The sequence below is a fragment of the Salinivibrio sp. KP-1 genome, assembly GCF_000968645.1.
GTDB lineage: Bacteria > Pseudomonadota > Gammaproteobacteria > Enterobacterales > Vibrionaceae > Salinivibrio > Salinivibrio siamensis.
In genome coordinates, this window is record NZ_LAQR01000036.1 from 173,278 (window position 1) to 195,234 (window position 21,957).

At 49.8% G+C, this 21,957-nt stretch carries 37 protein-coding genes; 35 read left to right on the top strand and 2 right to left on the bottom strand.

Going from position 1 to position 21,957, the window contains the following annotated elements; all coding sequences use genetic code 11:
* The first annotated feature begins 180 nt into the window (after window positions 1-180).
* The 4 genes from kefG to slyD are packed head-to-tail and all read left to right on the top strand — an operon-like array spanning window position 181 to window position 3,309.
* Complete coding sequence (gene kefG, locus WN56_RS09550; protein WP_046074778.1) at window positions 181-762, top strand: glutathione-regulated potassium-efflux system ancillary protein KefG; 582 nt, start codon at window positions 181-183, stop codon at window positions 760-762.
* Window positions 755-2,554 carry a glutathione-regulated potassium-efflux system protein KefB gene (gene kefB / locus WN56_RS09555; protein WP_046074779.1) on the top strand — a complete coding sequence of 600 codons (1,800 nt, stop codon included), beginning with the start codon at window positions 755-757 and terminating at the stop codon, window positions 2,552-2,554. The genes kefG and kefB overlap by 8 nt, the downstream gene beginning before the upstream one ends.
* A 9-nt stretch (window positions 2,555-2,563) precedes the next feature.
* The gene (locus WN56_RS09560; protein WP_046074780.1) at window positions 2,564-2,767 is read left to right on the top strand and encodes a YheV family putative zinc ribbon protein; all 204 of its coding nucleotides are present in this window, start codon (window positions 2,564-2,566) and stop codon (window positions 2,765-2,767) included.
* A gap of 50 nt (window positions 2,768-2,817) precedes the next feature.
* Window positions 2,818-3,309 (top strand): peptidylprolyl isomerase, encoded by a 492-nt coding sequence (gene slyD, locus WN56_RS09565; protein ID WP_046074781.1) that lies wholly within the window; start codon window positions 2,818-2,820, stop codon window positions 3,307-3,309.
* Between the two features lie 52 nt (window positions 3,310-3,361).
* Here slyD and WN56_RS09570 read toward each other — a convergent pair whose 3' ends face one another.
* The gene (locus tag WN56_RS09570) at window positions 3,362-3,583 is read right to left on the bottom strand and encodes a SlyX family protein (protein WP_046074782.1); all 222 of its coding nucleotides are present in this window, start codon (window positions 3,581-3,583) and stop codon (window positions 3,362-3,364) included.
* Between the two features lie 12 nt (window positions 3,584-3,595).
* Complete coding sequence (locus WN56_RS09575; RefSeq protein WP_046074827.1) at window positions 3,596-4,579, bottom strand: WD40 repeat domain-containing protein; 984 nt, start codon at window positions 4,577-4,579, stop codon at window positions 3,596-3,598.
* Between the two features lie 126 nt (window positions 4,580-4,705).
* On the opposite strand from WN56_RS09575, the gene fkpA reads away from it, so the two are divergent.
* From fkpA to rpmD, 31 genes are all read left to right on the top strand, one after another.
* The gene (gene fkpA / locus WN56_RS09580) at window positions 4,706-5,488 is read left to right on the top strand and encodes an FKBP-type peptidyl-prolyl cis-trans isomerase (RefSeq protein ID WP_046074783.1); all 783 of its coding nucleotides are present in this window, start codon (window positions 4,706-4,708) and stop codon (window positions 5,486-5,488) included.
* 159 nt (window positions 5,489-5,647) lie between these two features.
* The gene (locus WN56_RS09585) at window positions 5,648-6,337 is read left to right on the top strand and encodes a transcriptional regulator (RefSeq protein WP_152795982.1); all 690 of its coding nucleotides are present in this window, start codon (window positions 5,648-5,650) and stop codon (window positions 6,335-6,337) included.
* Window positions 6,334-6,726, top strand: a complete 393-nt coding sequence (tusD, locus tag WN56_RS09590; RefSeq protein ID WP_046074785.1) for a sulfurtransferase complex subunit TusD — start codon at window positions 6,334-6,336, stop codon at window positions 6,724-6,726. The genes WN56_RS09585 and tusD overlap by 4 nt, the downstream gene beginning before the upstream one ends.
* A gap of 7 nt (window positions 6,727-6,733) precedes the next feature.
* A complete protein-coding gene (gene tusC, locus WN56_RS09595) occupies window positions 6,734-7,090 on the top strand; it encodes a sulfurtransferase complex subunit TusC (RefSeq protein WP_046074786.1) in 357 nt (118 codons plus the stop codon).
* Between the two features lie 10 nt (window positions 7,091-7,100).
* Window positions 7,101-7,391 carry a sulfurtransferase complex subunit TusB gene (gene tusB, locus WN56_RS09600; RefSeq protein WP_046074787.1) on the top strand — a complete coding sequence of 97 codons (291 nt, stop codon included), beginning with the start codon at window positions 7,101-7,103 and terminating at the stop codon, window positions 7,389-7,391.
* A gap of 177 nt (window positions 7,392-7,568) precedes the next feature.
* Window positions 7,569-7,943, top strand: a complete 375-nt coding sequence (gene rpsL / locus WN56_RS09605; protein ID WP_025673238.1) for a 30S ribosomal protein S12 — start codon at window positions 7,569-7,571, stop codon at window positions 7,941-7,943.
* A 97-nt stretch (window positions 7,944-8,040) separates the two neighbouring features.
* Window positions 8,041-8,511 (top strand): 30S ribosomal protein S7, encoded by a 471-nt coding sequence (gene rpsG / locus WN56_RS09610; protein WP_025673237.1) that lies wholly within the window; start codon window positions 8,041-8,043, stop codon window positions 8,509-8,511.
* A gap of 75 nt (window positions 8,512-8,586) precedes the next feature.
* Window positions 8,587-10,683, top strand: coding sequence for an elongation factor G (gene fusA, locus WN56_RS09615; RefSeq protein ID WP_046074788.1), 2,097 nt, complete (start codon window positions 8,587-8,589; stop codon window positions 10,681-10,683).
* Window positions 10,684-10,783: 100 nt separating this feature from the next.
* Complete coding sequence (gene tuf / locus WN56_RS09620) at window positions 10,784-11,968, top strand: elongation factor Tu (RefSeq protein WP_046074789.1); 1,185 nt, start codon at window positions 10,784-10,786, stop codon at window positions 11,966-11,968.
* Window positions 11,969-12,155: 187 nt separating this feature from the next.
* The gene (bfd, locus tag WN56_RS09625) at window positions 12,156-12,347 is read left to right on the top strand and encodes a bacterioferritin-associated ferredoxin (RefSeq protein ID WP_046074828.1); all 192 of its coding nucleotides are present in this window, start codon (window positions 12,156-12,158) and stop codon (window positions 12,345-12,347) included.
* Between the two features lie 74 nt (window positions 12,348-12,421).
* On the top strand, window positions 12,422-12,910 hold the full coding sequence (gene bfr, locus WN56_RS09630; RefSeq protein ID WP_046074790.1) for a bacterioferritin: 489 nt from the start codon (window positions 12,422-12,424) through the stop codon (window positions 12,908-12,910).
* 354 nt (window positions 12,911-13,264) lie between these two features.
* Window positions 13,265-13,576 carry a 30S ribosomal protein S10 gene (gene rpsJ, locus WN56_RS09635; protein WP_002541412.1) on the top strand — a complete coding sequence of 104 codons (312 nt, stop codon included), beginning with the start codon at window positions 13,265-13,267 and terminating at the stop codon, window positions 13,574-13,576.
* A 13-nt stretch (window positions 13,577-13,589) separates the two neighbouring features.
* Complete coding sequence (rplC, locus tag WN56_RS09640; RefSeq protein ID WP_046074791.1) at window positions 13,590-14,219, top strand: 50S ribosomal protein L3; 630 nt, start codon at window positions 13,590-13,592, stop codon at window positions 14,217-14,219.
* 16 nt (window positions 14,220-14,235) lie between these two features.
* Window positions 14,236-14,838, top strand: a complete 603-nt coding sequence (gene rplD / locus WN56_RS09645; protein WP_046074792.1) for a 50S ribosomal protein L4 — start codon at window positions 14,236-14,238, stop codon at window positions 14,836-14,838.
* Entirely contained in the window at window positions 14,835-15,137 is a 303-nt protein-coding gene (gene rplW / locus WN56_RS09650) for a 50S ribosomal protein L23 (protein ID WP_021024465.1), read from the top strand. Before rplD ends, rplW begins: the two co-directional genes overlap by 4 nt.
* 19 nt (window positions 15,138-15,156) lie before the next feature.
* Window positions 15,157-15,981 (top strand): 50S ribosomal protein L2, encoded by an 825-nt coding sequence (gene rplB, locus WN56_RS09655; RefSeq protein WP_046074793.1) that lies wholly within the window; start codon window positions 15,157-15,159, stop codon window positions 15,979-15,981.
* A gap of 20 nt (window positions 15,982-16,001) precedes the next feature.
* On the top strand, window positions 16,002-16,280 hold the full coding sequence (gene rpsS / locus WN56_RS09660) for a 30S ribosomal protein S19 (protein WP_021024467.1): 279 nt from the start codon (window positions 16,002-16,004) through the stop codon (window positions 16,278-16,280).
* 10 nt (window positions 16,281-16,290) lie between these two features.
* Entirely contained in the window at window positions 16,291-16,623 is a 333-nt protein-coding gene (gene rplV / locus WN56_RS09665; protein ID WP_046074794.1) for a 50S ribosomal protein L22, read from the top strand.
* A 19-nt stretch (window positions 16,624-16,642) separates the two neighbouring features.
* On the top strand, window positions 16,643-17,332 hold the full coding sequence (gene rpsC, locus WN56_RS09670) for a 30S ribosomal protein S3 (RefSeq protein WP_046074795.1): 690 nt from the start codon (window positions 16,643-16,645) through the stop codon (window positions 17,330-17,332).
* Window positions 17,333-17,343: 11 nt separating this feature from the next.
* Complete coding sequence (gene rplP, locus WN56_RS09675; protein ID WP_021024470.1) at window positions 17,344-17,754, top strand: 50S ribosomal protein L16; 411 nt, start codon at window positions 17,344-17,346, stop codon at window positions 17,752-17,754.
* Window positions 17,754-17,945 (top strand): 50S ribosomal protein L29, encoded by a 192-nt coding sequence (gene rpmC, locus WN56_RS09680; protein WP_046074796.1) that lies wholly within the window; start codon window positions 17,754-17,756, stop codon window positions 17,943-17,945. Before rplP ends, rpmC begins: the two co-directional genes overlap by 1 nt.
* Entirely contained in the window at window positions 17,945-18,199 is a 255-nt protein-coding gene (rpsQ, locus tag WN56_RS09685) for a 30S ribosomal protein S17 (protein WP_046074797.1), read from the top strand. Before rpmC ends, rpsQ begins: the two co-directional genes overlap by 1 nt.
* A 160-nt stretch (window positions 18,200-18,359) precedes the next feature.
* The gene (gene rplN / locus WN56_RS09690) at window positions 18,360-18,731 is read left to right on the top strand and encodes a 50S ribosomal protein L14 (RefSeq protein ID WP_046074798.1); all 372 of its coding nucleotides are present in this window, start codon (window positions 18,360-18,362) and stop codon (window positions 18,729-18,731) included.
* Window positions 18,732-18,742: 11 nt separating this feature from the next.
* Window positions 18,743-19,057 (top strand): 50S ribosomal protein L24, encoded by a 315-nt coding sequence (gene rplX, locus WN56_RS09695; RefSeq protein WP_021024474.1) that lies wholly within the window; start codon window positions 18,743-18,745, stop codon window positions 19,055-19,057.
* Between the two features lie 15 nt (window positions 19,058-19,072).
* On the top strand, window positions 19,073-19,612 hold the full coding sequence (gene rplE / locus WN56_RS09700; protein WP_021024475.1) for a 50S ribosomal protein L5: 540 nt from the start codon (window positions 19,073-19,075) through the stop codon (window positions 19,610-19,612).
* Window positions 19,613-19,629: 17 nt separating this feature from the next.
* Window positions 19,630-19,935 carry a 30S ribosomal protein S14 gene (gene rpsN / locus WN56_RS09705; protein ID WP_046074799.1) on the top strand — a complete coding sequence of 102 codons (306 nt, stop codon included), beginning with the start codon at window positions 19,630-19,632 and terminating at the stop codon, window positions 19,933-19,935.
* Window positions 19,936-19,958: 23 nt separating this feature from the next.
* Entirely contained in the window at window positions 19,959-20,351 is a 393-nt protein-coding gene (gene rpsH / locus WN56_RS09710) for a 30S ribosomal protein S8 (protein WP_046074800.1), read from the top strand.
* Between the two features lie 13 nt (window positions 20,352-20,364).
* Complete coding sequence (rplF, locus tag WN56_RS09715) at window positions 20,365-20,898, top strand: 50S ribosomal protein L6 (protein ID WP_046074801.1); 534 nt, start codon at window positions 20,365-20,367, stop codon at window positions 20,896-20,898.
* A 9-nt stretch (window positions 20,899-20,907) separates the two neighbouring features.
* Window positions 20,908-21,261, top strand: coding sequence for a 50S ribosomal protein L18 (rplR, locus tag WN56_RS09720; RefSeq protein ID WP_046074802.1), 354 nt, complete (start codon window positions 20,908-20,910; stop codon window positions 21,259-21,261).
* A 12-nt stretch (window positions 21,262-21,273) separates the two neighbouring features.
* The gene (gene rpsE / locus WN56_RS09725; protein ID WP_046074803.1) at window positions 21,274-21,771 is read left to right on the top strand and encodes a 30S ribosomal protein S5; all 498 of its coding nucleotides are present in this window, start codon (window positions 21,274-21,276) and stop codon (window positions 21,769-21,771) included.
* 6 nt (window positions 21,772-21,777) lie between these two features.
* The gene (gene rpmD, locus WN56_RS09730; protein ID WP_046074804.1) at window positions 21,778-21,957 is read left to right on the top strand and encodes a 50S ribosomal protein L30; all 180 of its coding nucleotides are present in this window, start codon (window positions 21,778-21,780) and stop codon (window positions 21,955-21,957) included.

Consider the following 21,957-nt stretch of genomic DNA (forward strand, 5'->3'; position numbering starts at 1 on the left):
CGGGTTGATGGATGCGCATTGTTGCGCGGTCGTTATACCAGCTTGATACAGGGATTGCCAAATTCTACCGTGTCATCCTACTGGTCAGACACAGACGGGGCATATTTGTGTGTTAAAGTTAAAAACACGGAATAAATGAACAGATTGCGTTCTGACCATAATCATAAGACAAGGAAGCCTATGCCCCGAGATAAGGCTGAAAGCCCCTCTCTTCCCAAGGTACTGGTGATTTTTGCTCACCCCGACCCCGATGAATCTGTTGCTAATCGTCGTTTAATTGAGGCCATTACTCCGCTGGCCCATGTCACCGTGCACGATATTTACGCTGCATACCCTGATTTTGTGGTGGACGTCCATCATGAGCGCGCGTTGGTCACTGACGCCGATGTATTAGTCTTTCAGCATCCACTGCAAATGTATTCCTGTCCGGCGCTGTTAAAAGAGTGGATAGATGTGGTGCTAGGGAAAGGGTTTGCACATGGTCAAGGTGGGGATGCGTTGGCAGGTAAAACCTGTCGCTTTGTAGTGACCACCGGGGGGGCGGCCGAAGCGTTTAGCCAACAAGGTTACAATAAATATTCGATGGCCGAGCTCTTGCAACCCTTTGAATTGACCGCCTCATTATGTCGGATGTATTGGATCCCACCGTTGGTCTTGCACTGGGCGCGTCGCGTTGGCGATGCCGATCGCGAGGCGTTTGCCGAGATTTATGCCGATTGGCTCGCCGATCCGCTGGTGCAACAAGGAGGAGAGGATGGATAACAACCTCTTATCGGTGGCTTTTGTCTTTTTATTGGCGGCGGTGATTGCGGTTCCGTTGGCGCAGCGCTTGGGCATGGGCTCTGTCCTTGGCTATTTGCTGGCAGGCATAGTGATCGGGCCCTGGGGGCTGGGCCTAGTCCGTGATGTGGATGCGATTCTCCATTTTGCGGAGTTCGGCGTGGTGCTGCTGCTTTTCCTGATTGGCTTGGAGTTGAACCCGAAAAAGTTGCTCCAGATGCGACGGCCGATTATCGGACTTGGGGGCAGTCAGGTCGTGGTCACAGCGTTGTTTATCGGTGTGATTTGCGCATTGGTAGGCTTGACACTCTCGCAAGCGTTGGTGATTGGGGTCGGCTTGGCGCTTTCTTCAACCGCGATTGCGATGAAGATTATTGAAGATCAACGCCTGATGCGCAGCGAAACCGGGCAAGCGGGGTTTGCGGTCTTACTCTTCCAAGACATTGCGGTGATCCCGATGCTCGCGATGATCCCTGCGCTTGCCGGTGGCAGCGCTGGCAGTTGGCTCGACGTATTATGGATGTTTGTTGGCATCGGTATCTTGCTGGTGGGCGGTCATTTCTTGCTGCGCCCACTGTTTCGTCTAGTGGCTATGAGCGGTGTTACCGAGCTATTTACAGTGACCTCGTTGGCCTTGGTGATAGGGATTGCCCTCGCCATGCAAGCGTTAGGGTTATCAATGGCGCTAGGTGCTTTTCTTGCTGGGGTACTGCTGGCTGAAAGTGAATACCGGCATGAATTAGAAACCGCGATTGAGCCTTTTAAAGGTTTGTTGCTCGGGCTGTTCTTTATTGCGGTGGGAATGACCGTTGACCTTGGTTTATTGCTCGACTATCCACTGGCCATTCTGGGAGCGGTTGCGGCGTTAATTTTGGTGAAGACCTTGCTGCTTTATGGCTTAGCGCGTGCCTTCGGGGTCGTACCGAAAGCGCGTAGTCAAATGGCGGTATTACTCAGCCAAGGGGGAGAATTTGCGTTTGTCATTTTCAATGCGGCGCGTAACCAGGGTTTGCTTGACCAAGAGTTAAACGCGTTTTTGTTGGTGGTGGTCAGCTTGTCGATGATGACCACGCCTTTAATGCTGACGCTTCAACAACGCTGGTTTGCCCGCACGTTCAACGAGCCAGAGGACGCGCCACCCCAAGGACAGTTTGAGCAAGCTGATGCGCGCGTGATCATTGCCGGTTTTGGTCGCTTTGGTCAGGTGGTGGGCCGGTTGATGTTCGCCAATAAAATTGGGGTGACCATATTAGAACGTGATCCGACGCAAATTAAGCTGCTACGTCGCTTTGGCTATGAAGTGTATTATGGCGATGCAACTCAGCTCGATTTATTACGGGCGGCAGGGGCGCATACCGCTGAAGCGATTGTGATTTGTACTGATTCGCCTGATGAGGTGATGGAAATTGTTGATCTTTGTGCGCGCCATTTCCCTAACCTTAAAGTAATGGCGCGGGCAAGGAGCCGTGTAGAGGCTTATCAATTGATGGCGCAGGGCGTGGATCAATTCTCGCGTGAAACCTTTTTGGGGGCGCTTGAGCTCGGGAGACAGACGCTAGAGTCACTGGGTATGCATCCGTACAAAGCCAAGCGAGCCGAAATTCTATTTCGTAAGTTGGATATGCGGGTATTGCAAGACTTGTTACCCCAACACAGTGAAGATTTAGCGACGGCCTCTCGGGTGAAAGAAGCGCGCAAAGAGTTAGAAGAAATTTTTGACCGAGAAATGCGCGGTGATAGTGAGCGGCACCAAAGTTGGAACCGAGATGAGTAAGGTGTTGAAGTGAAAAAACGTTTCATTGCTGGGGCTGCTTGCCCAGCGTGCCAACAGCTCGATACGTTACGAGTGTGGCGCGAAAATAATATTGACAAAGTAGAATGTGTCAGCTGCGATTATCATGATAGTCGGTTGCCTGATTCGGCACAACAGTCACACTCTGGTGCCGAGTCAGCAGAGAATGTCATTGGGATCTTTAAACCGGAGTAGGGGATCCGTTATCATCGGCAGTCCATTTACCTTCCGGTCTCGGAGCGAGCATGAAAATTGCAAAAGATGTGGTAGTCAGCCTGGCTTACCAAGTAAAAAATGAAGATGGTGCACTTGTTGACGAATCAACAGCACAAGAGCCTCTCCAATACCTGCACGGTCATCGTAACCTGATTGTAGGTCTTGAGAACGCGCTGGAAGGCCGCGAAAAAGGTGAGAGCTTTGACGTGACTGTAGGCCCAGACGAAGCTTATGGTGACTACCAAGAAGCCATGGTACAACGCGTACCTGCTAACGTATTCCAAGGCGTAGACCAAGTAGAAGTGGGCATGCGCTTTATGGCAGAAACGGACCAAGGCCAAATCCCAGTTGAAGTGACTGAAGTTGATGGTGAAGAAGTGGTGGTTGACGCTAACCACATGCTAGCCGGTCAAACCCTGTCTTTCTCTGTGGAAGTGGTTGACGTTCGCGAAGCGACAGAAGAGGAAGTGTCTCACGGTCATATTCACCAAGACGGTGAAAGCTGTGGTCACGACCACTAAGACGGTATCCGTCTGTGGTGAATGAAAGGCGCCGAATGGCGCCTTTTTCGTATCAGTAGTGTGGTGGCGGGGTTTCTTCTGCTTGGCTGGCAATGTTTTCCGGCTCTATGTTTTTTAACTTACTGACTAAGTATTGAATTTGCACTGTCATACGCTCAATATCCCCCTGCTGCTGGGTTAACGCGCTGTTGAGCTGCTCGATGGTGTCTTCTTGAAAAGCGACCTTATATTCCAGGTCGTCGATTTGCTGCTGTAACTTATCAATCTCGCTCATACTGCTCTCTCGCTATTGCGCGTCGGTTAACCAAGCTTGGGCGATACCGGCGGATGTCCCGGAAATCACTCGCCCGGTGGGGTCGATAGCCACATCATACACGACTGCGCTCGGCGGGCGAGTGTCTGGTTGTGCCAAGGCTTGCCAGCGGCCGATGTTTTCACCGCTTTGTACGTCCCATAACTCGACCCGCTGTGAAGGCGTGCCCGTCGCCAACTGACGGCCATCATCGGAAAAACGGGCACTGGCGTAAATGGCTTGGCGAGCGAAAATATCTAACTCACTCACCTTCTCGCCACTGGGTAAGGCCCAAATCACGGCGCGGTTGCCGCCATCAGAGACGAACGCGTATTGCCCGTCACGATGCAGGGCCACTTGCTTAACCCGTTGATCATAGGCGAAGTCGTTGATAATTTGTCCCGACTCGGTATCCCAAAAGTAGGCATGATGGTCATTACCGCCTGACAGGACGTAAGCACCATTGGGGGAAATCGCGACCGCATTGACTTTATCGCGATGCGCGAGGAACTCTAGGCGCCTCCCCGTGCCTAAGTCGATGAATAATGCTTTGCCGTTAGACATGGCAAGCACCAGCTTTTCACCATTGTTGCTGATCGCAGCATCGCGAATGATGCCGTCAGAAATGGACCAAAGTCCCTGAGACTGGCTCCAAGCCAGGTCCCAAACGGCAAAGTTTTGTGCCGTTGCGGTGATAGCGTAGCGTTTATTATCGGAAATATGGCTGACCACGACGGGGTTCGCATTGGGGTCTTGCGGCCCCAGCTCCGCCAACTGCTGATTGGTGACAAGGTCCCACAGCACAATATCGGTCTCGTCCGAGGCGAGTAGGGCAAACCGCCCGTCTCGACTCAGGCTAAAGCTGGTGGCGCCCTCAGGGTGGATTGACCAGCGCTGGGCTTCTTTGCCAGACTGCCAACAGCCGAACAGGGTGCTTAAAACAATAAAAATGCCAACAATGTGGCGGATTTTGGGCATCATACTTGAGTTCCAGTGTGTGCAGCCATATAACCACGAGTATATGGATAGAAACAGGCTTTCGCATGGTTGATGCGTCAGTAAATACAATACGAGGATTAATCCTTACCATCAACGGAGTACCCAATGAAATCAGTAATGAAGATGTCGCTACTCGCGGCAACCGTTGCCTTTGCCGTCGGCTGTCAGCAAGAAGACGCAAAAGTAGAGCAAACGAACCAAGCGGCTGAAAAAGCCGAAGCAGCGTTTGCGAACGAAGACGACAAAGCAGCCTACGCGATTGGCGCTTCTTTGGCACAATACCTCAACGCCAATTTGGAGCAGCAGGCCGAGATTGGTCTCGAGCTGGATAAAGAGGTGGTATTGCAAGGGGTGCAAGACGTCTTTCAAGGTGAGTCAAAGTTAACTGATGAGCAAGCACAAGCGGCACTGCAATCGCTTGATCAGCGAGTGACCAAGCTTGCGCAGCAACAAGCGAAAGAAAAGGCAGAAGCCGCCATCGCTGACGGTGAAAAATACCGCACTGAGTTCGCACAGAAAGAAGGCGTAAAGGAAACTGACTCTGGGCTGTTGTACAAAGTCGATAGCATGGGTGATGGCGAGAAGCCATCAGCTGAAGACACCGTCGTGGTGCATTATAAAGGTACTCTGACTGACGGTACGCAATTTGATAGCTCGTACGAGCGTGGTGAACCTGCGACGTTCCCGCTTAATCGTGTGATCCCAGGTTGGACTGAAGGGGTGCAGCTGATGCCTGTAGGATCTAAGTTCACCTTTGTTGTGCCGCCAGAGTTGGCTTATGGCGACCAAGACACCGCATCGATCCCGGCTAACTCAACCTTAGTGTTTGATGTTGAATTACTTGAAATTAAAGACGATAGCAACAAAGAAGCGGCCAGCGAAGGCTAAATCACCCCGTCTTGCCGTATAGCATTCGCCCCGGCCTAGCCGGGGCTTTTTACATTTTTCGGCGTGAATTCTGTTAAACTGAGCGCAGAACAAAAAAGAGACATGGTCGAATAAGGATAGGCGTACGTGGTACCGACAGAGGGTTTTGGCGCGAACATTATGACGGAAAGTGAGCTCATTGAGCCCAATCCACTCAACCAACAAGACAGCATTATATTGCAGTCATATTCGGCTGTGGTTGATGGGCTAGCAGCCTTGATTGGTGAGCACTGTGAAATCGTGCTGCATGCATTAGATGATTTAAATAAGTCTGCAATAAAAATTGCCAATGGCGAGAACACCGGGCGTCAGGTAGGCTCGCCCATCACTGATTTAGCGTTGCGTATGCTACGTGATATCGAAGGGTCCGAGCGCAACTTTTCTCGCGCTTACTTTACGCGTGCGAAAAGTGGCACCTTGATGAAATCAATCACGGTGGCCATTCGCAATGGAGACAATCGCATCATTGGGCTGTTATGTATCAATATCAATTTAGATGCCCCTTTTTCTCAGGTACTGCAAGCCTTCATCCCCGACGACCAAGCTAAACAAGCGGCCTCATCGGTTAACTTTGCCAGTGATGTTGACGAGCTGGTGGATCAAACGGTCGAGCGTACCGTTGAAGAAGTGAACGCCGATAAAAGCGTGTCTAACAATACCAAAAACCGCCAGATAGTGATGGCGCTCTATGATAAAGGCATTTTTGATATCAAGGATGCCATTAATCGGGTCGCGGCTCGGCTGAATATCTCTAAACATACGGTGTACCTTTACGTCAGACAACGTAAAACCGAAGAGGCTGAGTCATGAGTTTGCAGTATGTGTTAGTGGTGACTGAGCCGGCTTATGGGTCACAGATGGCACGTACCGCGTATCAGTTTGCCTGTGCGGCGATTGAAGCAGGACATCAGGTCAGTAAGGTGTTCTTTTATCAAGACGGCGTGTTAAACGGCATGGCGACCACGGTGCCTGCCAACGATGAGTTTGATATGGTGACAGCATGGCAAACCCTCGCGCGAGATCATCAGGTGCAACTGGAAACGTGCGTGGCGGCGGCGCTGCGCCGTGGTGTGATCAGTGATCAGGAAGCGACACAACATGAGTTAGCGCAAAGCACCTTGGCCGCGGGGTTTTCACAAGCGGGGCTCGGAGCGCTAGCGGAAGCTTTATTGACCGCAGACCGCGTGATGCAGTTTTAAGGGGGATGTGATGCAAATAGGGTTTGTTTTTTCCTCGGCGCCTCACGGTCGCGCGAGTGGTCGAGAAGGGCTTGATGCGCTGCTTGCCGCGTCCGCCTTTTGTGACAACCTTGCGGTGTTTTTTATCGGCGACGGTGTCTTTCAATTACTTGAAGGGCAAAAGCCGAGCCACATTTTGAGCCGCGACTATATTGCCAGTTTTAAAATGCTCCCTTTGTGTGATGTCGAAGCGATTTATGTCTGTCAGGCCTCGTTGACCGCACGAGGACTTGAGCAAGCCTCGACTGTGCTGCCAACTCAAGCGTTATCCGTCGAGCAAATCAAAACGCAGCTGTCAGGCTGCGATCGCATTTTACATTTTTAAGGAGAAGGCCGTGCTGCACCTGGTCAAACACTCACCATACAGCCGTCAAGCCTTGGCACAGTGCTTAGACTACGCGCCGTCAAACAGTGCGATTGTCTTGATCAGTGATGCCGTCGTCGCCGGGATGGCGGAGAGCGAGTGGGCAACCCGATTGTTTACCGGGACTCATGCTGTTTATTTGCTCAAAGATGATGTGGACGCACGAGGGCTAGGCGATACATTACACCCTCGTGCTGAGCTGATTGATATGCATCAATTGGTCGATTTGAGTGCTGAACATGTCACGCAAATGACATGGTAATCGGCTAGTCTTTGTCGCGTGTGAAAATCCCCCGCGTGCTGTTCGAAAAACAAACAATGCAAAGATCTCTGTATAAATCTTGACACCCCATACCCCGACGCCTAAAATTTCGCGTCCCTGTTGTATTGGGGCTAGATTTTTCACACTTATACGTTAAGTAATATCAGGAGCTATTTAATGGCAACTATTAACCAGCTGGTCCGCAAGCCACGCTTGAAGCAAGTTGCGAAAAGCAACGTGCCTGCGTTGGAAGCGTGTCCACAAAAACGTGGTGTATGTACTCGTGTTTACACCACTACTCCAAAGAAACCAAACTCTGCACTGCGTAAAGTATGCCGTGTACGTTTGACCAATGGCTTTGAAGTCACCTCTTACATTGGTGGTGAAGGCCATAACCTGCAAGAGCACAGTGTTGTGCTTATCCGCGGCGGTCGTGTTAAAGACTTGCCGGGTGTGCGTTACCACACTGTTCGTGGCGCACTAGACTGTGCAGGCGTTAACGGCCGTAAACAAGGTCGTTCTAAGTACGGTGTGAAGCGTCCTAAGTCTTAATGGATTCCGTTAAGTAAGGCCAAACACTCAAACAATTGAATTTTGAAAAAACTGAAAAGTTTTGGATAAAACCTGAAGAAGACAACGGAGATAATCCATGCCACGTCGTCGCGTAATTGGTCAGCGTAAAATTCTTCCAGATCCTAAGTTCGGATCAGAATTGCTGGCAAAATTTGTAAACATCCTGATGGTTGACGGTAAGAAGTCAACCGCTGAAAAAATCGTTTATGGTGCACTAGACATCATGGCTGAGCGTTCTGGTAAAGAGCACTTGGCTGTATTCGAACAAGCTCTTGAAAACGTACGCCCAGCGGTCGAGGTTAAATCTCGCCGTGTAGGTGGTTCAACTTACCAAGTGCCAGTAGAAGTACGCCCTGTACGTCGTAACGCACTGGCTATGCGTTGGTTGGTTGAAGCCGCTCGTAAGCGTGGTGAAAAATCTATGGCTCAGCGCCTAGCAAGCGAGATGCTAGACGCGTCAGAAAACAAAGGTACTGCTGTTAAGAAACGTGAAGACGTTCACCGTATGGCAGACGCGAACAAAGCGTTCGCACATTACCGCTGGTAATGCCTTCATGGCGTGTCCCATTCGGGGCACGCCAAACCCATTTTCTAAGGTTAACCTTAGCAAGAGGATACTATTGTGGCTCGTAAAACCCCTATCGAGCGCTACCGTAACATCGGTATTTGTGCTCACGTAGACGCCGGTAAAACCACGACTACCGAGCGGATCCTGTTCTACACAGGTCTGTCACACAAAATCGGTGAGGTACACGACGGCGCCGCTACCATGGACTGGATGTCGCAAGAGCAGGAGCGTGGTATCACCATCACCTCAGCCGCGACCACGACTTTCTGGGCCGGTTCTGATCAGCAGTTCAAACAACACCGCGTAAACATCATCGACACCCCTGGACACGTTGACTTCACTATCGAAGTTGAGCGTTCTTTGCGTGTGCTTGATGGTGCGGTAGTTGTATTCTGTGGTTCATCAGGTGTTGAGCCTCAGTCTGAGACCGTATGGCGTCAGGCTGACAAATACGAAGTACCGCGTATGGTATTCGTGAACAAGATGGACCGTGCGGGTGCCGATTACCTGCGCGTGGTTGATCAAATCAAAAACCGTCTTGGCGCACATCCTGTGCCAATTCACTTGAACATTGGTGCAGAAGACCAGTTCAAGGGCGTCATTGACCTGATCAAAATGAAAGCGATCAACTGGAACGAAGAAGACATGGGTATGACTTATACCTATGAAGAAATTCCAGACGATCTGAAAGAGCAAGCAGAAGAATGGCACAACTACCTGGTTGAGTCTGCTGCGGAAGCCTCTGAAGAGCTGATGGACAAGTACCTTGAAGAAGGTGAGTTGTCTGAAGAAGAAATCAAGACAGCGCTGCGTCAGCGTACGCTTGACAACGAAATCGTACTGGCAACCTGTGGTTCTGCGTTTAAGAACAAAGGCGTTCAGGCAGTACTGGATGCGGTTATCGAATACTTGCCTTCACCGATTGACGTTAAGTCAATCAAAGGTGAAGACGAAGACGGTAACCCAATCGAGCGTCATGCAGACGATAAAGAACCGTTTGCATCACTGGCATTTAAGATTGCAACCGACCCATTCGTGGGCACGTTGACCTTTATGCGTGTTTACTCAGGCGTGGTTAACTCTGGCGACACTGTCTATAACTCAGTGAAGCAAAAGCGTGAGCGTTTGGGCCGTATCGTACAGATGCACTCGAACAAGCGTGAAGAGATCAAAGAAATCCGTGCCGGTGACATCGCTGCTGCGGTTGGTCTGAAAGACGTGACCACGGGTGACACCCTATGTGCAATGGATTCAAAAGTAATCCTAGAGCGCATGGAATTCCCAGATCCAGTTATCCAAATCGCGGTTGAGCCTAAGTCTAAAGCTGACCAAGAGAAAATGGGTATCGCGCTAGGTAAACTGGCGGCAGAAGATCCATCTTTCCGTGTTGAGTCTGACGAAGAGTCTGGCCAGACCCTGATTTCTGGTATGGGTGAGCTTCACCTAGACATCATCGTTGACCGTATGCGTCGCGAATTTAACGTTGAGTGTAACGTTGGTAAGCCTCAGGTCGCTTATCGCGAAACCATCCGTGGTAGCACCAAAGTTGAAGGTAAGTTCGTTAAGCAGTCTGGTGGTCGTGGTCAGTACGGTCACGTATGGCTGAAAATCGAACCATCAGAGCCAAACGAAGGTTTTGTCTTCGTTGACGAAATCGTTGGTGGTGTGGTTCCACGTGAATACATCAGCTCTGTTGCTAAAGGTATCGAAGAGCAGATGGCTAACGGTGTACTCGCTGGCTATCCGGTACTTGACGTTAAGGCAACCTTGTTCGATGGTTCTTACCACGATGTTGACTCTAACGAAATGGCGTTTAAGATCGCCGCATCAATGGCATTCAAGAAAGGTGCTCACGACGCGCAACCTGTTATGCTTGAGCCAATGATGAAGGTTGAAGTAACCACGCCAGAAGAGTGGATGGGTGACGTTGTTGGTGACTTGAACCGTCGTCGTGGCCTGATCGGTGGTATGGACGAAGGCCCAGCGGGTCTGAAGATCGTACGTGCCCAGGTTCCACTGTCTGAAATGTTCGGTTACGCTACTGACCTACGTAGTGCAACACAAGGCCGTGCATCTTACTCGATGGAGTTCAGCGAGTACGGTGAAGTGCCTAAGAACATCGCTGACGCCCTGATCGCAGAGCGTAGCTAATTATTTTGGTCCAGATGCCGACATCATGGTCGGCATCAAACACTGACTTCTGAGTTACTAGGCCAAGCCCGTTAACTCACAACTAGGAAGGAAGACGATCGTGTCTAAAGAAAAATTTGAACGTACGAAAACGCACGTTAACGTTGGTACTATCGGCCACGTTGACCATGGTAAAACTACGCTGACCGCAGCTATCTGTACGGTACTTGCAAAAGTACACGGCGGTGCTGCTCGTGACTTCGCGTCAATCGATAACGCACCAGAAGAGCGTGATCGTGGTATCACCATCGCAACGTCTCACGTTGAGTACGATACGCCAAACCGTCACTACGCACACGTTGACTGCCCAGGACACGCTGACTATGTGAAAAACATGATCACCGGTGCTGCGCAAATGGACGGTGGTATCCTGGTTGTTGCTGCAACTGATGGCCCAATGCCACAGACGCGTGAGCACATCCTACTAGGCCGTCAGGTTGGTATTCCAAACATCATCGTGTTCATGAACAAATGTGACATGGTTGATGACGAAGAGCTGCTTGAGCTGGTTGAAATGGAAGTACGTGAGCTACTTTCAGAGTACGACTTCCCAGGTGACGACTGCCCAGTAATCCAAGGTTCAGCGCTAGGTGCCCTGAACGGTGAAGAGCAGTGGGAGCAGAAGATCGTTGAGCTATCTGAAGCGCTGGATTCTTACATCCCAGAGCCAGAGCGTGCGATCGACAAGCCGTTCATCCTGCCAATCGAAGACGTATTCTCAATCCAAGGCCGTGGTACTGTAGTCACTGGTCGTGTTGAGCAAGGCATCATCACTGTGGGTGACGACGTTGAAATCGTGGGCATGAAAGACACCGCGAAGACCACGTGTACTGGTGTTGAGATGTTCCGTAAGCTTCTAGACGAAGGCCGTGCGGGTGAGAACGTTGGTGTTCTTCTGCGTGGTACTAAGCGTGACGAAGTAGAGCGTGGTCAAGTACTGGCGAAGCCTGGTTCAATCACTCCGCACACCAAATTCGAGTCAGAAGTATACGTACTGGGCAAAGACGAAGGTGGCCGTCATACGCCGTTCTTCAAAGGCTATCGTCCACAGTTCTACTTCCGTACAACTGACGTAACCGGTACTATCGAGCTGCCAGAAGGCGTTGAGATGGTAATGCCTGGTGACAACATCAAGATGGTTGTTGAGCTGATCGCACCTATCGCGATGGACGAAGGTCTACGCTTCGCTATCCGTGAAGGTGGCCGTACTGTAGGCGCGGGTGTTGTTGCTAACATCATCGCTTAATTTGATAGACATCTTGTCTTATCAATCAAAGGGAGCGCATTTGCGCTCCCTTTTTGTTTGCGCTTTCTTTCGCGACAACTTGATATAAATGAGTTAGTCATCAATAACCAAGCGTTATATAAAAAACCTTTACCTTGAAAGCAATGCGAACTATTCTCGTTATAGTTAATGTTTTGAGATGACAGAGATGTTAGTTTGTATTTGCCACAGCGTGTCGGATAAGACCATTAAGCATTGGGTGCGTCAGCAAGGCGTCACCAGTATCCGTGAGTTACGCCAGCTGACCCCTCTGGGTTCGCAATGTGGTAAATGTGTCCGTCAAGCCAAAGAGGTAATATATGACGAGAGCCAACTGATCACGCTACAAAAAGCGAGTTAACCTGCAGTCAATATTTGACAGCCTCCTTATGGGTTCTACATTTGTTAAGTAGAACCCATAAGGAGGCTTTTGCCATGAAAGGCGATCCAAAATCGATAGCGTTTCTCAACACGGTACTCGGCAATGAACTGATTGCGATTAATCAGTACTTTTTGCATGCGCGCATGCTTAAAGACTGGGGCTTAAAAGTCATCGCGGACAAAGAATATGAAGAGTCCATTGATGAGATGAAACATGCGGACAAGCTCATTGAGCGTATCTTGTTTTTAGAAGGGACGCCCAATTTGCAAGATTTAGGCAAGTTACGCATTGGTGAAGATACACAAGAAATTTTCGAGTGTGATTTGGCGCTAGAGATGCAAGCGCACGAAGACTTGAAAGAAGCGATTGCTTACACCGAAAGCATCCGCGATTTCGTGTCGCGCGATCTGTTCCAGTATATCCTCGATGATGAAGAAGAGCATATTGATTGGCTCGAAACCCAGTTGGGTCTGATTGATAAAGTGGGTATCGCCAACTACAACCAAGCACAGATAATCGAAGACGCCAGCGATAAAGCTTAAGACGGCGCTCAACGTCTCGAGGTAGATGAACGCACCCAGTTGGGTGCGTTTTTGTTTGGGCTTATTTTTTAACCAAGGCTTGCAAAGCTATCGCGCATCGGTATAATGCCCGGCACTGCTTAAGTCATTGCGACTTCCGACGCAGTTGTGAACCAATGAGCATCGAGGAATGGAACAGTAAACTGTTCGTTTAATGTATACTCCGCTTATGTTCGCAGTCATAGAATAATGGCTGACAATGTGCCTAATTTTGGCACTACGGTTTCACATAAATTAATCGGCATTCCCTCGTCTTAATGAGGTAGAATGGCGATATTGTTTGTGTAAATATTTTAGAATTTGGAGCTCTGTCTCATGCAGAACCAACGTATCCGTATCCGCCTTAAGGCGTTCGATCATCGTTTGATCGATCAGTCTACCGCGGAAATCGTTGAAACCGCTAAGCGCACTGGCGCACAGGTTAAGGGACCAATCCCTCTACCTACTCGTAAAGAGCGCTTCACCGTTCTTATTTCTCCGCACGTAAACAAAGACGCACGTGACCAGTACGAAATTCGTACTCACAAACGTCTGATCGACATCGTTGAGCCAACAGATAAAACTGTTGACGCTCTGATGCGTCTTGACCTTGCTGCGGGCGTTGATGTTCAAATCAGCCTGGGTTAAGGGGGAGTAGATAATGATTGGTCTAGTCGGTCGTAAAGTCGGTATGACTCGTATCTTCAACGAAGATGGCGTTTCTATCCCGGTAACCGTAGTTGAAGTTGAAGCTAACCGTGTTGCGCAGGTGCGTAAGCCTGACGTTGACGGTTATGCCGCAATTCAAATCACTACAGGCGAGAAGAAAGCAAGCCGTGTTAACAAGGCACAAGCTGGTCACTTTGCGAAAGCAGGTGTTGAAGCAGGCCGCGGTTTGTGGGAATTCCGTCTGGAAAATGGTGAAGAGTTCGAAGTTGGCGCTGAGCTAAACGTCGATCTTTTCTCTGAAATCAAAAAAGTAGACGTTACTGGCACGTCAAAAGGTAAGGGCTTCCAAGGCGGCGTTAAGCGTTGGAACTTCCGTACTCAAGACATGAGCCACGGTAACTCTTTGTCTCACCGTGCACCTGGTTCTATCGGACAATGTCAGAGCCCAGGTCGCGTATTCAAAGGCAAAAAAATGGCAGGTCACATGGGTGCTGAGCGTGTAACGACTCAAAACCTAGAGATCGTACGTGTTGACGCTGAGCGCAATCTGCTCCTTATTAAAGGTGCAGTCCCAGGTGCGACAGGTGGCAACGTGATCGTTAAACCAGCCGTTAAAGCGTAACGTCGAGGAGATAGTAATGGAATTGGTAGTCAAAGGCGCCGACGCGCTAACTGTTTCCGAAACTACCTTCGGGCGTGAATTCAACGAGTCCCTGGTTCACCAGGTAGTCGTTGCATACGCAGCTGGTGCCCGTCAAGGTACTCGCGCTCAGAAAACTCGTTCAGACGTGTCTGGTGGCGGTGCTAAGCCATGGCGTCAGAAGGGTACTGGTCGCGCCCGTGCAGGTACAATCCGCAGCCCAATCTGGCGCAGCGGTGGTGTCACTTTCGCAGCACGTCCTCAGGACCACGCTCAGAAAGTAAACAAAAAGATGTACCGTGGTGCTCTTAAGAGCATCCTGTCAGAGCTGGTTCGTCAAGAGCGTTTGATCGTTGTTGATAACTTCTCTGTTGAAGCACCAAAAACTAAAGAGCTTGTCGCTAAGCTGAAAGAGCTTGAGCTGAACGATGCTCTGATCGTCACTGCCGAAGTTGATGAGAACCTGTTCCTTGCGGCACGTAACCTTTATAAGGTTGACGTACGCGATACAGATACCATCGACCCAGTTAGCTTGATCGCTTTCGACAAAGTCGTGATGACTGCTGATGCAGTTAAACAAGTTGAGGAGATGCTGGCATGATCACTGAAGAGCGTATCCTAAAAGTTCTGCGTGCTCCGCACATCTCTGAAAAAGCGACGATGGCCGCTGAAAACAACAACACCGTTGTATTCAAAGTCGCCAAAGAAGCAACTAAAAAAGAGATCAAAGCGGCAGTTGAAAAACTGTTCGAAGTTGAAGTGAAGTCTGTTCGTACTCTTCTTGTGAAGGGTAAGACCAAACGTCAAGGTATGCGTGAAGGCCGTCGTAGCGACTGGAAAAAAGCGTATGTTGCCTTGAAAGAAGGTCAGGACATCGACTTCGTTGGCGGCGCTGAGTAAGACGGAGGAGTAAAAGCAAATGGCTATTATCAAATGTAAGCCGACTTCACCGGGTCGTCGTCACCTTGTTAAAGTGGTTAACCATGATCTGTACAAAGGTAAACCATATGCACCACTGCTAGAGAAAAACTCTAAGTCTGGTGGTCGCAATAACAACGGTCGAATCACAGTGCGTCACATCGGTGGTGGTCACAAGCATCATTACCGTGTAATTGACTTCAAACGTACTAAAGACGGTATCCCAGCGAAAGTTGAGCGTCTCGAGTACGATCCGAACCGTAGTGCAAACATCGCGCTTGTACTGTATACGGACGGTGAACGTCGTTACATCATCGCACCAAAAGGCCTAAAAGCCGGTGATCAGATCCAATCTGGTGCAGATTCAGCTATCAAGGTAGGTAACACCCTGCCAATGCGTAACATCCCAGTGGGTTCTACTATCCACAATATCGAGCTTAAGCCTGGTAAAGGTGGTCAGTTAGCTCGTTCTGCGGGTGCATATGCGCAAATCGTAGCTCGTGACGGCGCGTACGTCACACTCCGCCTGCGCAGCGGTGAAATGCGTAAGGTTCTTGCTGAAGGTCGTGCGACTCTTGGTGAAGTGGGTAACTCTGAGCACATGCTACGCGAACTGGGTAAAGCCGGTGCCGCGCGCTGGAAAGGCGCACGTCCAAGCGTACGTGGTGTTGCAATGAACCCGATTGACCACCCACACGGTGGTGGTGAAGGCCGTACCTCAGGTGGTCGTCATCCAGTATCACCTTGGGGTATGCCAACTAAAGGCTTCAAGACCCGTAAGAACAAACGTACCGACAAGTACATCGTACGTCGTCGTAACAAGTAATTATTATCAGAGGATAAGCCATGCCACGTTCTCTCAAGAAAGGTCCTTTTATTGACCTGCACTTGCTGAAGAAGGTAGAGAAAGCGGTGGAAAGCGGTGACAAGAAGCCTTTAAAGACTTGGTCCCGTCGTTCAATGATCATCCCACAGATGATCGGATTGACCATCGCTGTCCATAATGGTCGTCAGCACGTACCCGTTTTCGTTTCTGAAGAAATGATCGGTCACAAGCTGGGCGAGTTTGCACCAACACGTACTTATCGCGGCCATGCTGCTGATAAGAAAGCTAAGAAGCGTTAAGGGGTAAGAAATGGAAGCTATTGCTAAACATCGCTTTGCTCGTATCTCGCCTCAAAAAGCACGTTTGGTTGCGGATCAAGTGCGCGGTAAAGACGTAGCACAAGCACTGGAACTACTGACTTTCAGCAACAAAAAAGCTGCTGACCTGGTTAAGAAAGTGTTGGAATCTGCTATTGCAAACGCCGAGCATAACGAAGGTGCGGATATCGACGATCTAAGCGTCGCCAAAGTCTTCGTTGATGAAGGCCCAATCATGAAGCGTATTATGCCTCGTGCAAAAGGCCGTGCCGATCGCATCTTGAAGCGTTCTAGCCACATCACTGTTGTTGTAGCAGACCGCTAAGAGACGAGGAGATAAAGCAATGGGTCAAAAAGTACATCCTAATGGTATTCGTCTTGGCATTGTTAAGCCTTGGAATTCCACTTGGTTTGCTAATAACCAAGATTTCGCTGACAACCTAGACGGCGACTTTAAGGTACGTCAGTTCTTGAACAATGAACTGAAAAAAGCGTCAGTCTCTCGCATCGTTATCGAGCGTCCTGCTAAGAGTGTTCGTGTGACTATTCACACTGCACGTCCTGGTGTGGTTATCGGTAAGAAAGGTGAAGATGTTGAGAAGCTGCGCGCTCACGTTGCAAAACTAGCCGGTGTACCAGCGCAAATCAACATCGCTGAAGTACGTAAGCCTGAGCTAGATGCGCAACTTGTTGGCGACAGCATCGCATCACAGCTAGAGCGCCGTGTTATGTTCCGTCGTGCGATGAAGCGCGCGGTACAAAACGCTATGCGCCTAGGTGCCAAAGGTATCAAAGTAGAAGTAAGCGGCCGTCTTGGCGGCGCTGAAATCGCTCGTACCGAGTGGTACCGTGAAGGCCGTGTGCCACTGCACACCCTTCGTGCTGACATTGATTACGCAACTTCTTCTGCTCACACCCAGTACGGTGTAATCGGCATTAAAACCTGGATCTTCAAAGGTGAGATCCTAGGTGGAATGGCTGAAGTTGAGCAAAAGGCTGACAAGCCGAAGAAGCAGCGTAAAGGCCGTAAGTAAGGAGTCTATCGATGCTTCAACCAAAACGTACTAAGTTCCGCAAGACTTTTAAAGGTCGTAACCGCGGTCTGGCGCACGGTACTGACGTAAGCTTCGGTACCTATGGCCTGAAAGCTGTTGGTCGCGGTCGTATCACTGCGCGTCAAATTGAGGCGGCTCGTCGTGCGATGACTCGTCACATTAAACGTCAAGGCCAAATCTGGATTCGTGTCTTCCCTGACAAACCAATTACTGGTAAGCCGTTGGAAGTTCGTATGGGTAAGGGTAAAGGTTCAGTAGATTACTGGGTTGCCCAAATCCAACCAGGCAAGGTCCTGTACGAAATGGATGGTGTTCCTGAATCACTGGCTCGCGAAGCGTTTGAATTAGCTTCACGTAAGCTACCGATCAAAACCACTTTCGTAACTAAGGCGGTGATGTGATGAAAGCACAAGAACTACGTGAAAAGACTGCTGAGCAGCTGAACGAAGAGCTAATGGGTCTGCTACGTGAGCAGTTTAATCTGCGCATGCAAGCGGCTACTGGCCAACTTCAGCAAACTCACACTCTTAAAGCTGTTCGTCGCGATATCGCACGTGTAAAAACCGTACTGACTGAGAAGGCTAACGCATAATGAGCGAGAACATCCGCACTCAGCAAGGTCGCGTTATCAGCGACAAAGGCGATAAAACTATCGTCGTTGCTATCGAGCGTTTTGTGAAACACCCAATCTACGGTAAGTACATCAAGCGCACGAGTAAGCTACATGTACACGATGAATCAAACCAGTGTAACCAAGGTGACACTGTCGAGGTTCGTGAGTGTCGTCCAATCTCTAAGCAAAAGTCTTGGACATTGGTTCGCGTTGTTGAAAAATCACGCATCTAAGCGATTTTTCATACAATAATAAGTCAAACGGCTCTCATTTGGGGGGCCGTTTATTTTTTATCTACCCATCTGGTCAAAATAGTGTTATTATTCGCCGCCCTTGTAAAAAGGCAGCCCGACCCGAGATGGGTCTAGATGTAATAACAGCGGAGCACTAACAATGATCCAAATGCAAAGTATGCTGGACGCAGCCGACAACTCCGGCGCTCGCAGTGTAATGTGTATTAAGGTTCTGGGTGGCTCTCACCGTCGTTACGCCCACGTTGGCGACATCATCAAAGTTACCGTTAAGGATTCAATCCCACGCGGTAAAGTGAAAAAAGGTGATGTGCTTAAGGCGGTGGTAGTTCGCACCCGTAAAGGCGTACGTCGTCCAGACGGCTCTGTCATTCGCTTCGACCGCAATGCTTGCGTGTTGTTGAACAACACTAACGAGCAACTAGTCGGCACACGTATCTTTGGCCCTGTGACACGCGAACTTCGTACTGAGAAGTTCATGAAAATTGTGTCTCTGGCGCCTGAAGTTCTGTAAGGAGCGATCTCATGGCAGCTAAAATCCGTCGTAACGACGAAGTTATCGTTCTTGCCGGTAAAGACAAAGGCAAGAAAGGTAAAGTATCTAAGGTTCTACCGACCGGTAAAGTTATCGTTGAAGGTATTAACCTCGTGAAGAAACACCAGAAGCCGGTTCCGGCTCTGGGCACTCAAGGTGGCATCGTTGAACAAGAAGCCGCTATTGACGTTTCAAACGTGGCTATCTTTAACGCAGCGGCTGGTAAAGGTGACCGTGTAGGCTTCCGATTTGAAGACGGCAAAAAAGTGCGTTTCTTCAAGTCGAATGGCGAAACTATTAAGTAATTCTGGAGTAGTACAATGGCGAAACTGCATGATTACTACAAAGAGACAGTTGTAGCTGAGCTATCTAAGCAATTTGGTTACAAAAGCATCATGCAAGTCCCAGGGATCGAAAAGATCACCCTAAACATGGGTGTGGGCGAAGCTCTGAACGACAAAAAACTGCTTGAAAACGCAGCTGCTGATATGACCGCAATTTCGGGTCAAAAGCCGCTGATCACTAAAGCACGTAAATCAGTCGCAGGCTTCAAGATCCGTGAGGGCTACCCAATTGGTTGTAAAGTAACCCTACGTGGCGAGCGTATGTGGGACTTCTTTGAGCGTTTGATCGCTATCGCAGTTCCTCGTATCCGTGACTTCCGTGGTCTGAACCCGAAAGCGTTCGACGGTCGCGGTAACTACAGCATGGGCGTTCGCGAGCAAATCATCTTCCCTGAGATTGACTACGACAAAGTCGATCGTATCCGTGGTCTTGATATTACTATCACTACCACCGCAGGTACAGATGAGGAAGGTCGAGCTCTGCTGGCTGCCTTTAACTTCCCATTCCGTAAGTAAGGTGAAGGGTTACTGTTATGGCTAAAAAATCGATGAAAGCACGTGACGTAAAACGTGCGAAGCTCGCAGCCCGTTATGCTGAAAAGCGTGACAACCTGCGTGCGACCATTAAGAATGTCAACACGTCAGACGAAGAGCGTTGGGACGCAGTCCTGAAGCTTCAGTCACTACCGCGTGATTCTGCGAAGTCTCGTCAGCGTAACCGCTGTAACCAGACTGGTCGTCCACATGGCTACCTACGCAAATTCGGCCTAAGCCGAATCAAGGTTCGTGAAGCTTGCATGAAAGGCGAGATTCCGGGTCTGCGTAAGGCAAGCTGGTAATTGAATCACGGGAGTAAAGACTTATGAGCATGCAAGATCCGATCTCGGATATGCTGACCCGCCTACGCAACGGTCAGGCAGCAAAGAAAGTTGCTGTTAAAATGCCTTCGTCAAAGCTAAAAGTGGCAATTGCTGAGCTACTAAAAGCAGAAGGTTACGTGGCTGACGTCGCAGTAAATAGCGACGCGAAGCCTGAACTGGAAGTGACGTTGAAATACTTCGAATCTAAACCAGTTATCGAGCAAATCCAACGTGTTAGCCGTCCAGGCCTGCGCATCTACAAAAAGAAAGATGAGTTGCCTTCAGTGATGGGTGGCCTTGGTATTGCTGTTGTATCAACTTCGAAAGGTTTGATGACCGATCGCGCAGCTCGCAAAGCGGGTCTGGGCGGTGAAATCATCTGCTACGTAGCTTAATAAGGAGTAGGAAATGTCTCGTGTTGCAAAAGCACCTGTCGTAGTTCCTGCCGGCGTAGAGGTGAAACTTAACGGTCAGGAAATCACTGTAAAAGGAAGCAAAGGCGAACTAAGCCGCACGCTTCACGATATGGTGGCAGTAAACCAAGAAGAGAACACCATTACCTTCGCACCAAGTGTGGAACACGCTAAAGCATGGGCTCATGCTGGTACCGCGCGTGCACTGGTCAACAGCATGGTTGTTGGTGTTACAGAAGGCTTTACCAAGAAACTGGTCCTGAAAGGTGTTGGTTACCGTGCAAACGTTGCAGGTAATAAACTTAACCTGACACTTGGTTTCTCTCACCCGGTTGAGCACGCTCTGCCAGAGGGTGTTAAGGCAGAATGTCCAAGCCAAACTGAAATTGTTATCAGCGGTGCTGATAAACAAGCAGTTGGCCAGGTGGCTGCCGATATCCGCGCATACCGCAAGCCAGAGCCTTACAAAGGCAAAGGCGTTCGTTACTCTGACGAAGCTGTGCGTACCAAAGAAGCTAAGAAGAAGTAAGGTAACACTATGGATAAGAAAGCATCTCGTATCCGTCGTGCGACCAAAGCACGACGCAAGATCGCGGAAATGGGTGCGACTCGCCTGGTGGTACACCGTACTCCACGTCATGTGTACGCACAGGTTATCGCTGGTAACGGCGCGGAAGTTATCGCCGCCGCTTCTACCGTAGAAAAAGCGATCCGTGGGCAAGTGAAGAGCACCGGTAACAAAGACGCCGCTGCAGCCGTGGGTAAGATCATTGCTGAGCGAGCGAAGGAAAAAGGCATCGAAGCCGTTGCTTTTGACCGTTCCGGTTTCCAATACCACGGCCGTGTGGCTGCACTGGCAGATGCTGCCCGTGAAGCTGGTCTGAAATTCTAAGGTAGGTGGAAGATGGCTAACGATAAACAACAAAGTGATTTGCATGAGAAGCTGATCGCTGTAAACCGTGTATCTAAAACGGTTAAAGGTGGTCGCATCTTTACCTTCACTGCCCTGACTGTGGTAGGTGATGGTAACGGTCGCGTAGGTTTCGGTTACGGTAAAGCCCGTGAAGTACCTGCTGCGATCCAAAAATCAATGGAAAAGGCGCGTCGTAACATGATTACTATCGCGCTGAAAGACGGTACTCTGCACCACGCTGTTAAAGGCCGCCACACTGGTTCAAAAGTGTACATGCAGCCAGCATCAGAAGGTACAGGTATCATCGCCGGTGGTGCGATGCGTGCCGTGCTTGAAGTAGCAGGCGTTCAAGACGTTCTGGCGAAAGCATACGGTTCGACCAACCCAATCAACATCGTTCGTGCAACGATTGATGGTCTGGGTGGTACGAAGTCTCCAGAGATGGTAGCTGCGAAACGTGGCATGCCTGTCAACGAAATTCTGGGGTAATACGACATGGCTAAGACAATTAAAGTAACTCAGACTCGTAGCGCTATCGGCCGCTTGCCGAAGCACAAAGCGACCCTGCGTGGCTTGGGCCTACGTCGCATCAACCACACTGTTGAACTTGAAGACACACCGTGCGTGCGCGGTATGATCAACAAAGTCAACTACATGGTTAAAGTGGAGGAGTAA

Coding starts and splice junctions, on each gene's coding strand:
- kefG (WP_046074778.1), top strand. CDS start 181: ATGCCCCGAGATAAGGCTGAAAGCCCCTCTCTTCCCAAGGTACTGGTG.
- kefB (WP_046074779.1), top strand. CDS start 755: ATGGATAACAACCTCTTATCGGTGGCTTTTGTCTTTTTATTGGCGGCG.
- slyD (WP_046074781.1), top strand. CDS start 2,818: ATGAAAATTGCAAAAGATGTGGTAGTCAGCCTGGCTTACCAAGTAAAA.
- WN56_RS09570 (WP_046074782.1), bottom strand. CDS start 3,583: ATGAGCGAGATTGATAAGTTACAGCAGCAAATCGACGACCTGGAATAT.
- WN56_RS09575 (WP_046074827.1), bottom strand. CDS start 4,579: ATGCCCAAAATCCGCCACATTGTTGGCATTTTTATTGTTTTAAGCACC.
- fkpA (WP_046074783.1), top strand. CDS start 4,706: ATGAAATCAGTAATGAAGATGTCGCTACTCGCGGCAACCGTTGCCTTT.
- WN56_RS09585 (WP_152795982.1), top strand. CDS start 5,648: ATGACGGAAAGTGAGCTCATTGAGCCCAATCCACTCAACCAACAAGAC.
- tusD (WP_046074785.1), top strand. CDS start 6,334: ATGAGTTTGCAGTATGTGTTAGTGGTGACTGAGCCGGCTTATGGGTCA.
- rpsL (WP_025673238.1), top strand. CDS start 7,569: ATGGCAACTATTAACCAGCTGGTCCGCAAGCCACGCTTGAAGCAAGTT.
- rpsG (WP_025673237.1), top strand. CDS start 8,041: ATGCCACGTCGTCGCGTAATTGGTCAGCGTAAAATTCTTCCAGATCCT.
- bfd (WP_046074828.1), top strand. CDS start 12,156: ATGTTAGTTTGTATTTGCCACAGCGTGTCGGATAAGACCATTAAGCAT.
- bfr (WP_046074790.1), top strand. CDS start 12,422: ATGAAAGGCGATCCAAAATCGATAGCGTTTCTCAACACGGTACTCGGC.
- rpsJ (WP_002541412.1), top strand. CDS start 13,265: ATGCAGAACCAACGTATCCGTATCCGCCTTAAGGCGTTCGATCATCGT.
- rplC (WP_046074791.1), top strand. CDS start 13,590: ATGATTGGTCTAGTCGGTCGTAAAGTCGGTATGACTCGTATCTTCAAC.
- rplD (WP_046074792.1), top strand. CDS start 14,236: ATGGAATTGGTAGTCAAAGGCGCCGACGCGCTAACTGTTTCCGAAACT.
- rplW (WP_021024465.1), top strand. CDS start 14,835: ATGATCACTGAAGAGCGTATCCTAAAAGTTCTGCGTGCTCCGCACATC.
- rplB (WP_046074793.1), top strand. CDS start 15,157: ATGGCTATTATCAAATGTAAGCCGACTTCACCGGGTCGTCGTCACCTT.
- rpsS (WP_021024467.1), top strand. CDS start 16,002: ATGCCACGTTCTCTCAAGAAAGGTCCTTTTATTGACCTGCACTTGCTG.
- rplV (WP_046074794.1), top strand. CDS start 16,291: ATGGAAGCTATTGCTAAACATCGCTTTGCTCGTATCTCGCCTCAAAAA.
- rpsC (WP_046074795.1), top strand. CDS start 16,643: ATGGGTCAAAAAGTACATCCTAATGGTATTCGTCTTGGCATTGTTAAG.
- rplP (WP_021024470.1), top strand. CDS start 17,344: ATGCTTCAACCAAAACGTACTAAGTTCCGCAAGACTTTTAAAGGTCGT.
- rpmC (WP_046074796.1), top strand. CDS start 17,754: ATGAAAGCACAAGAACTACGTGAAAAGACTGCTGAGCAGCTGAACGAA.
- rpsQ (WP_046074797.1), top strand. CDS start 17,945: ATGAGCGAGAACATCCGCACTCAGCAAGGTCGCGTTATCAGCGACAAA.
- rplN (WP_046074798.1), top strand. CDS start 18,360: ATGATCCAAATGCAAAGTATGCTGGACGCAGCCGACAACTCCGGCGCT.
- rplX (WP_021024474.1), top strand. CDS start 18,743: ATGGCAGCTAAAATCCGTCGTAACGACGAAGTTATCGTTCTTGCCGGT.
- rplE (WP_021024475.1), top strand. CDS start 19,073: ATGGCGAAACTGCATGATTACTACAAAGAGACAGTTGTAGCTGAGCTA.
- rpsN (WP_046074799.1), top strand. CDS start 19,630: ATGGCTAAAAAATCGATGAAAGCACGTGACGTAAAACGTGCGAAGCTC.
- rpsH (WP_046074800.1), top strand. CDS start 19,959: ATGAGCATGCAAGATCCGATCTCGGATATGCTGACCCGCCTACGCAAC.
- rplF (WP_046074801.1), top strand. CDS start 20,365: ATGTCTCGTGTTGCAAAAGCACCTGTCGTAGTTCCTGCCGGCGTAGAG.
- rplR (WP_046074802.1), top strand. CDS start 20,908: ATGGATAAGAAAGCATCTCGTATCCGTCGTGCGACCAAAGCACGACGC.
- rpsE (WP_046074803.1), top strand. CDS start 21,274: ATGGCTAACGATAAACAACAAAGTGATTTGCATGAGAAGCTGATCGCT.
- rpmD (WP_046074804.1), top strand. CDS start 21,778: ATGGCTAAGACAATTAAAGTAACTCAGACTCGTAGCGCTATCGGCCGC.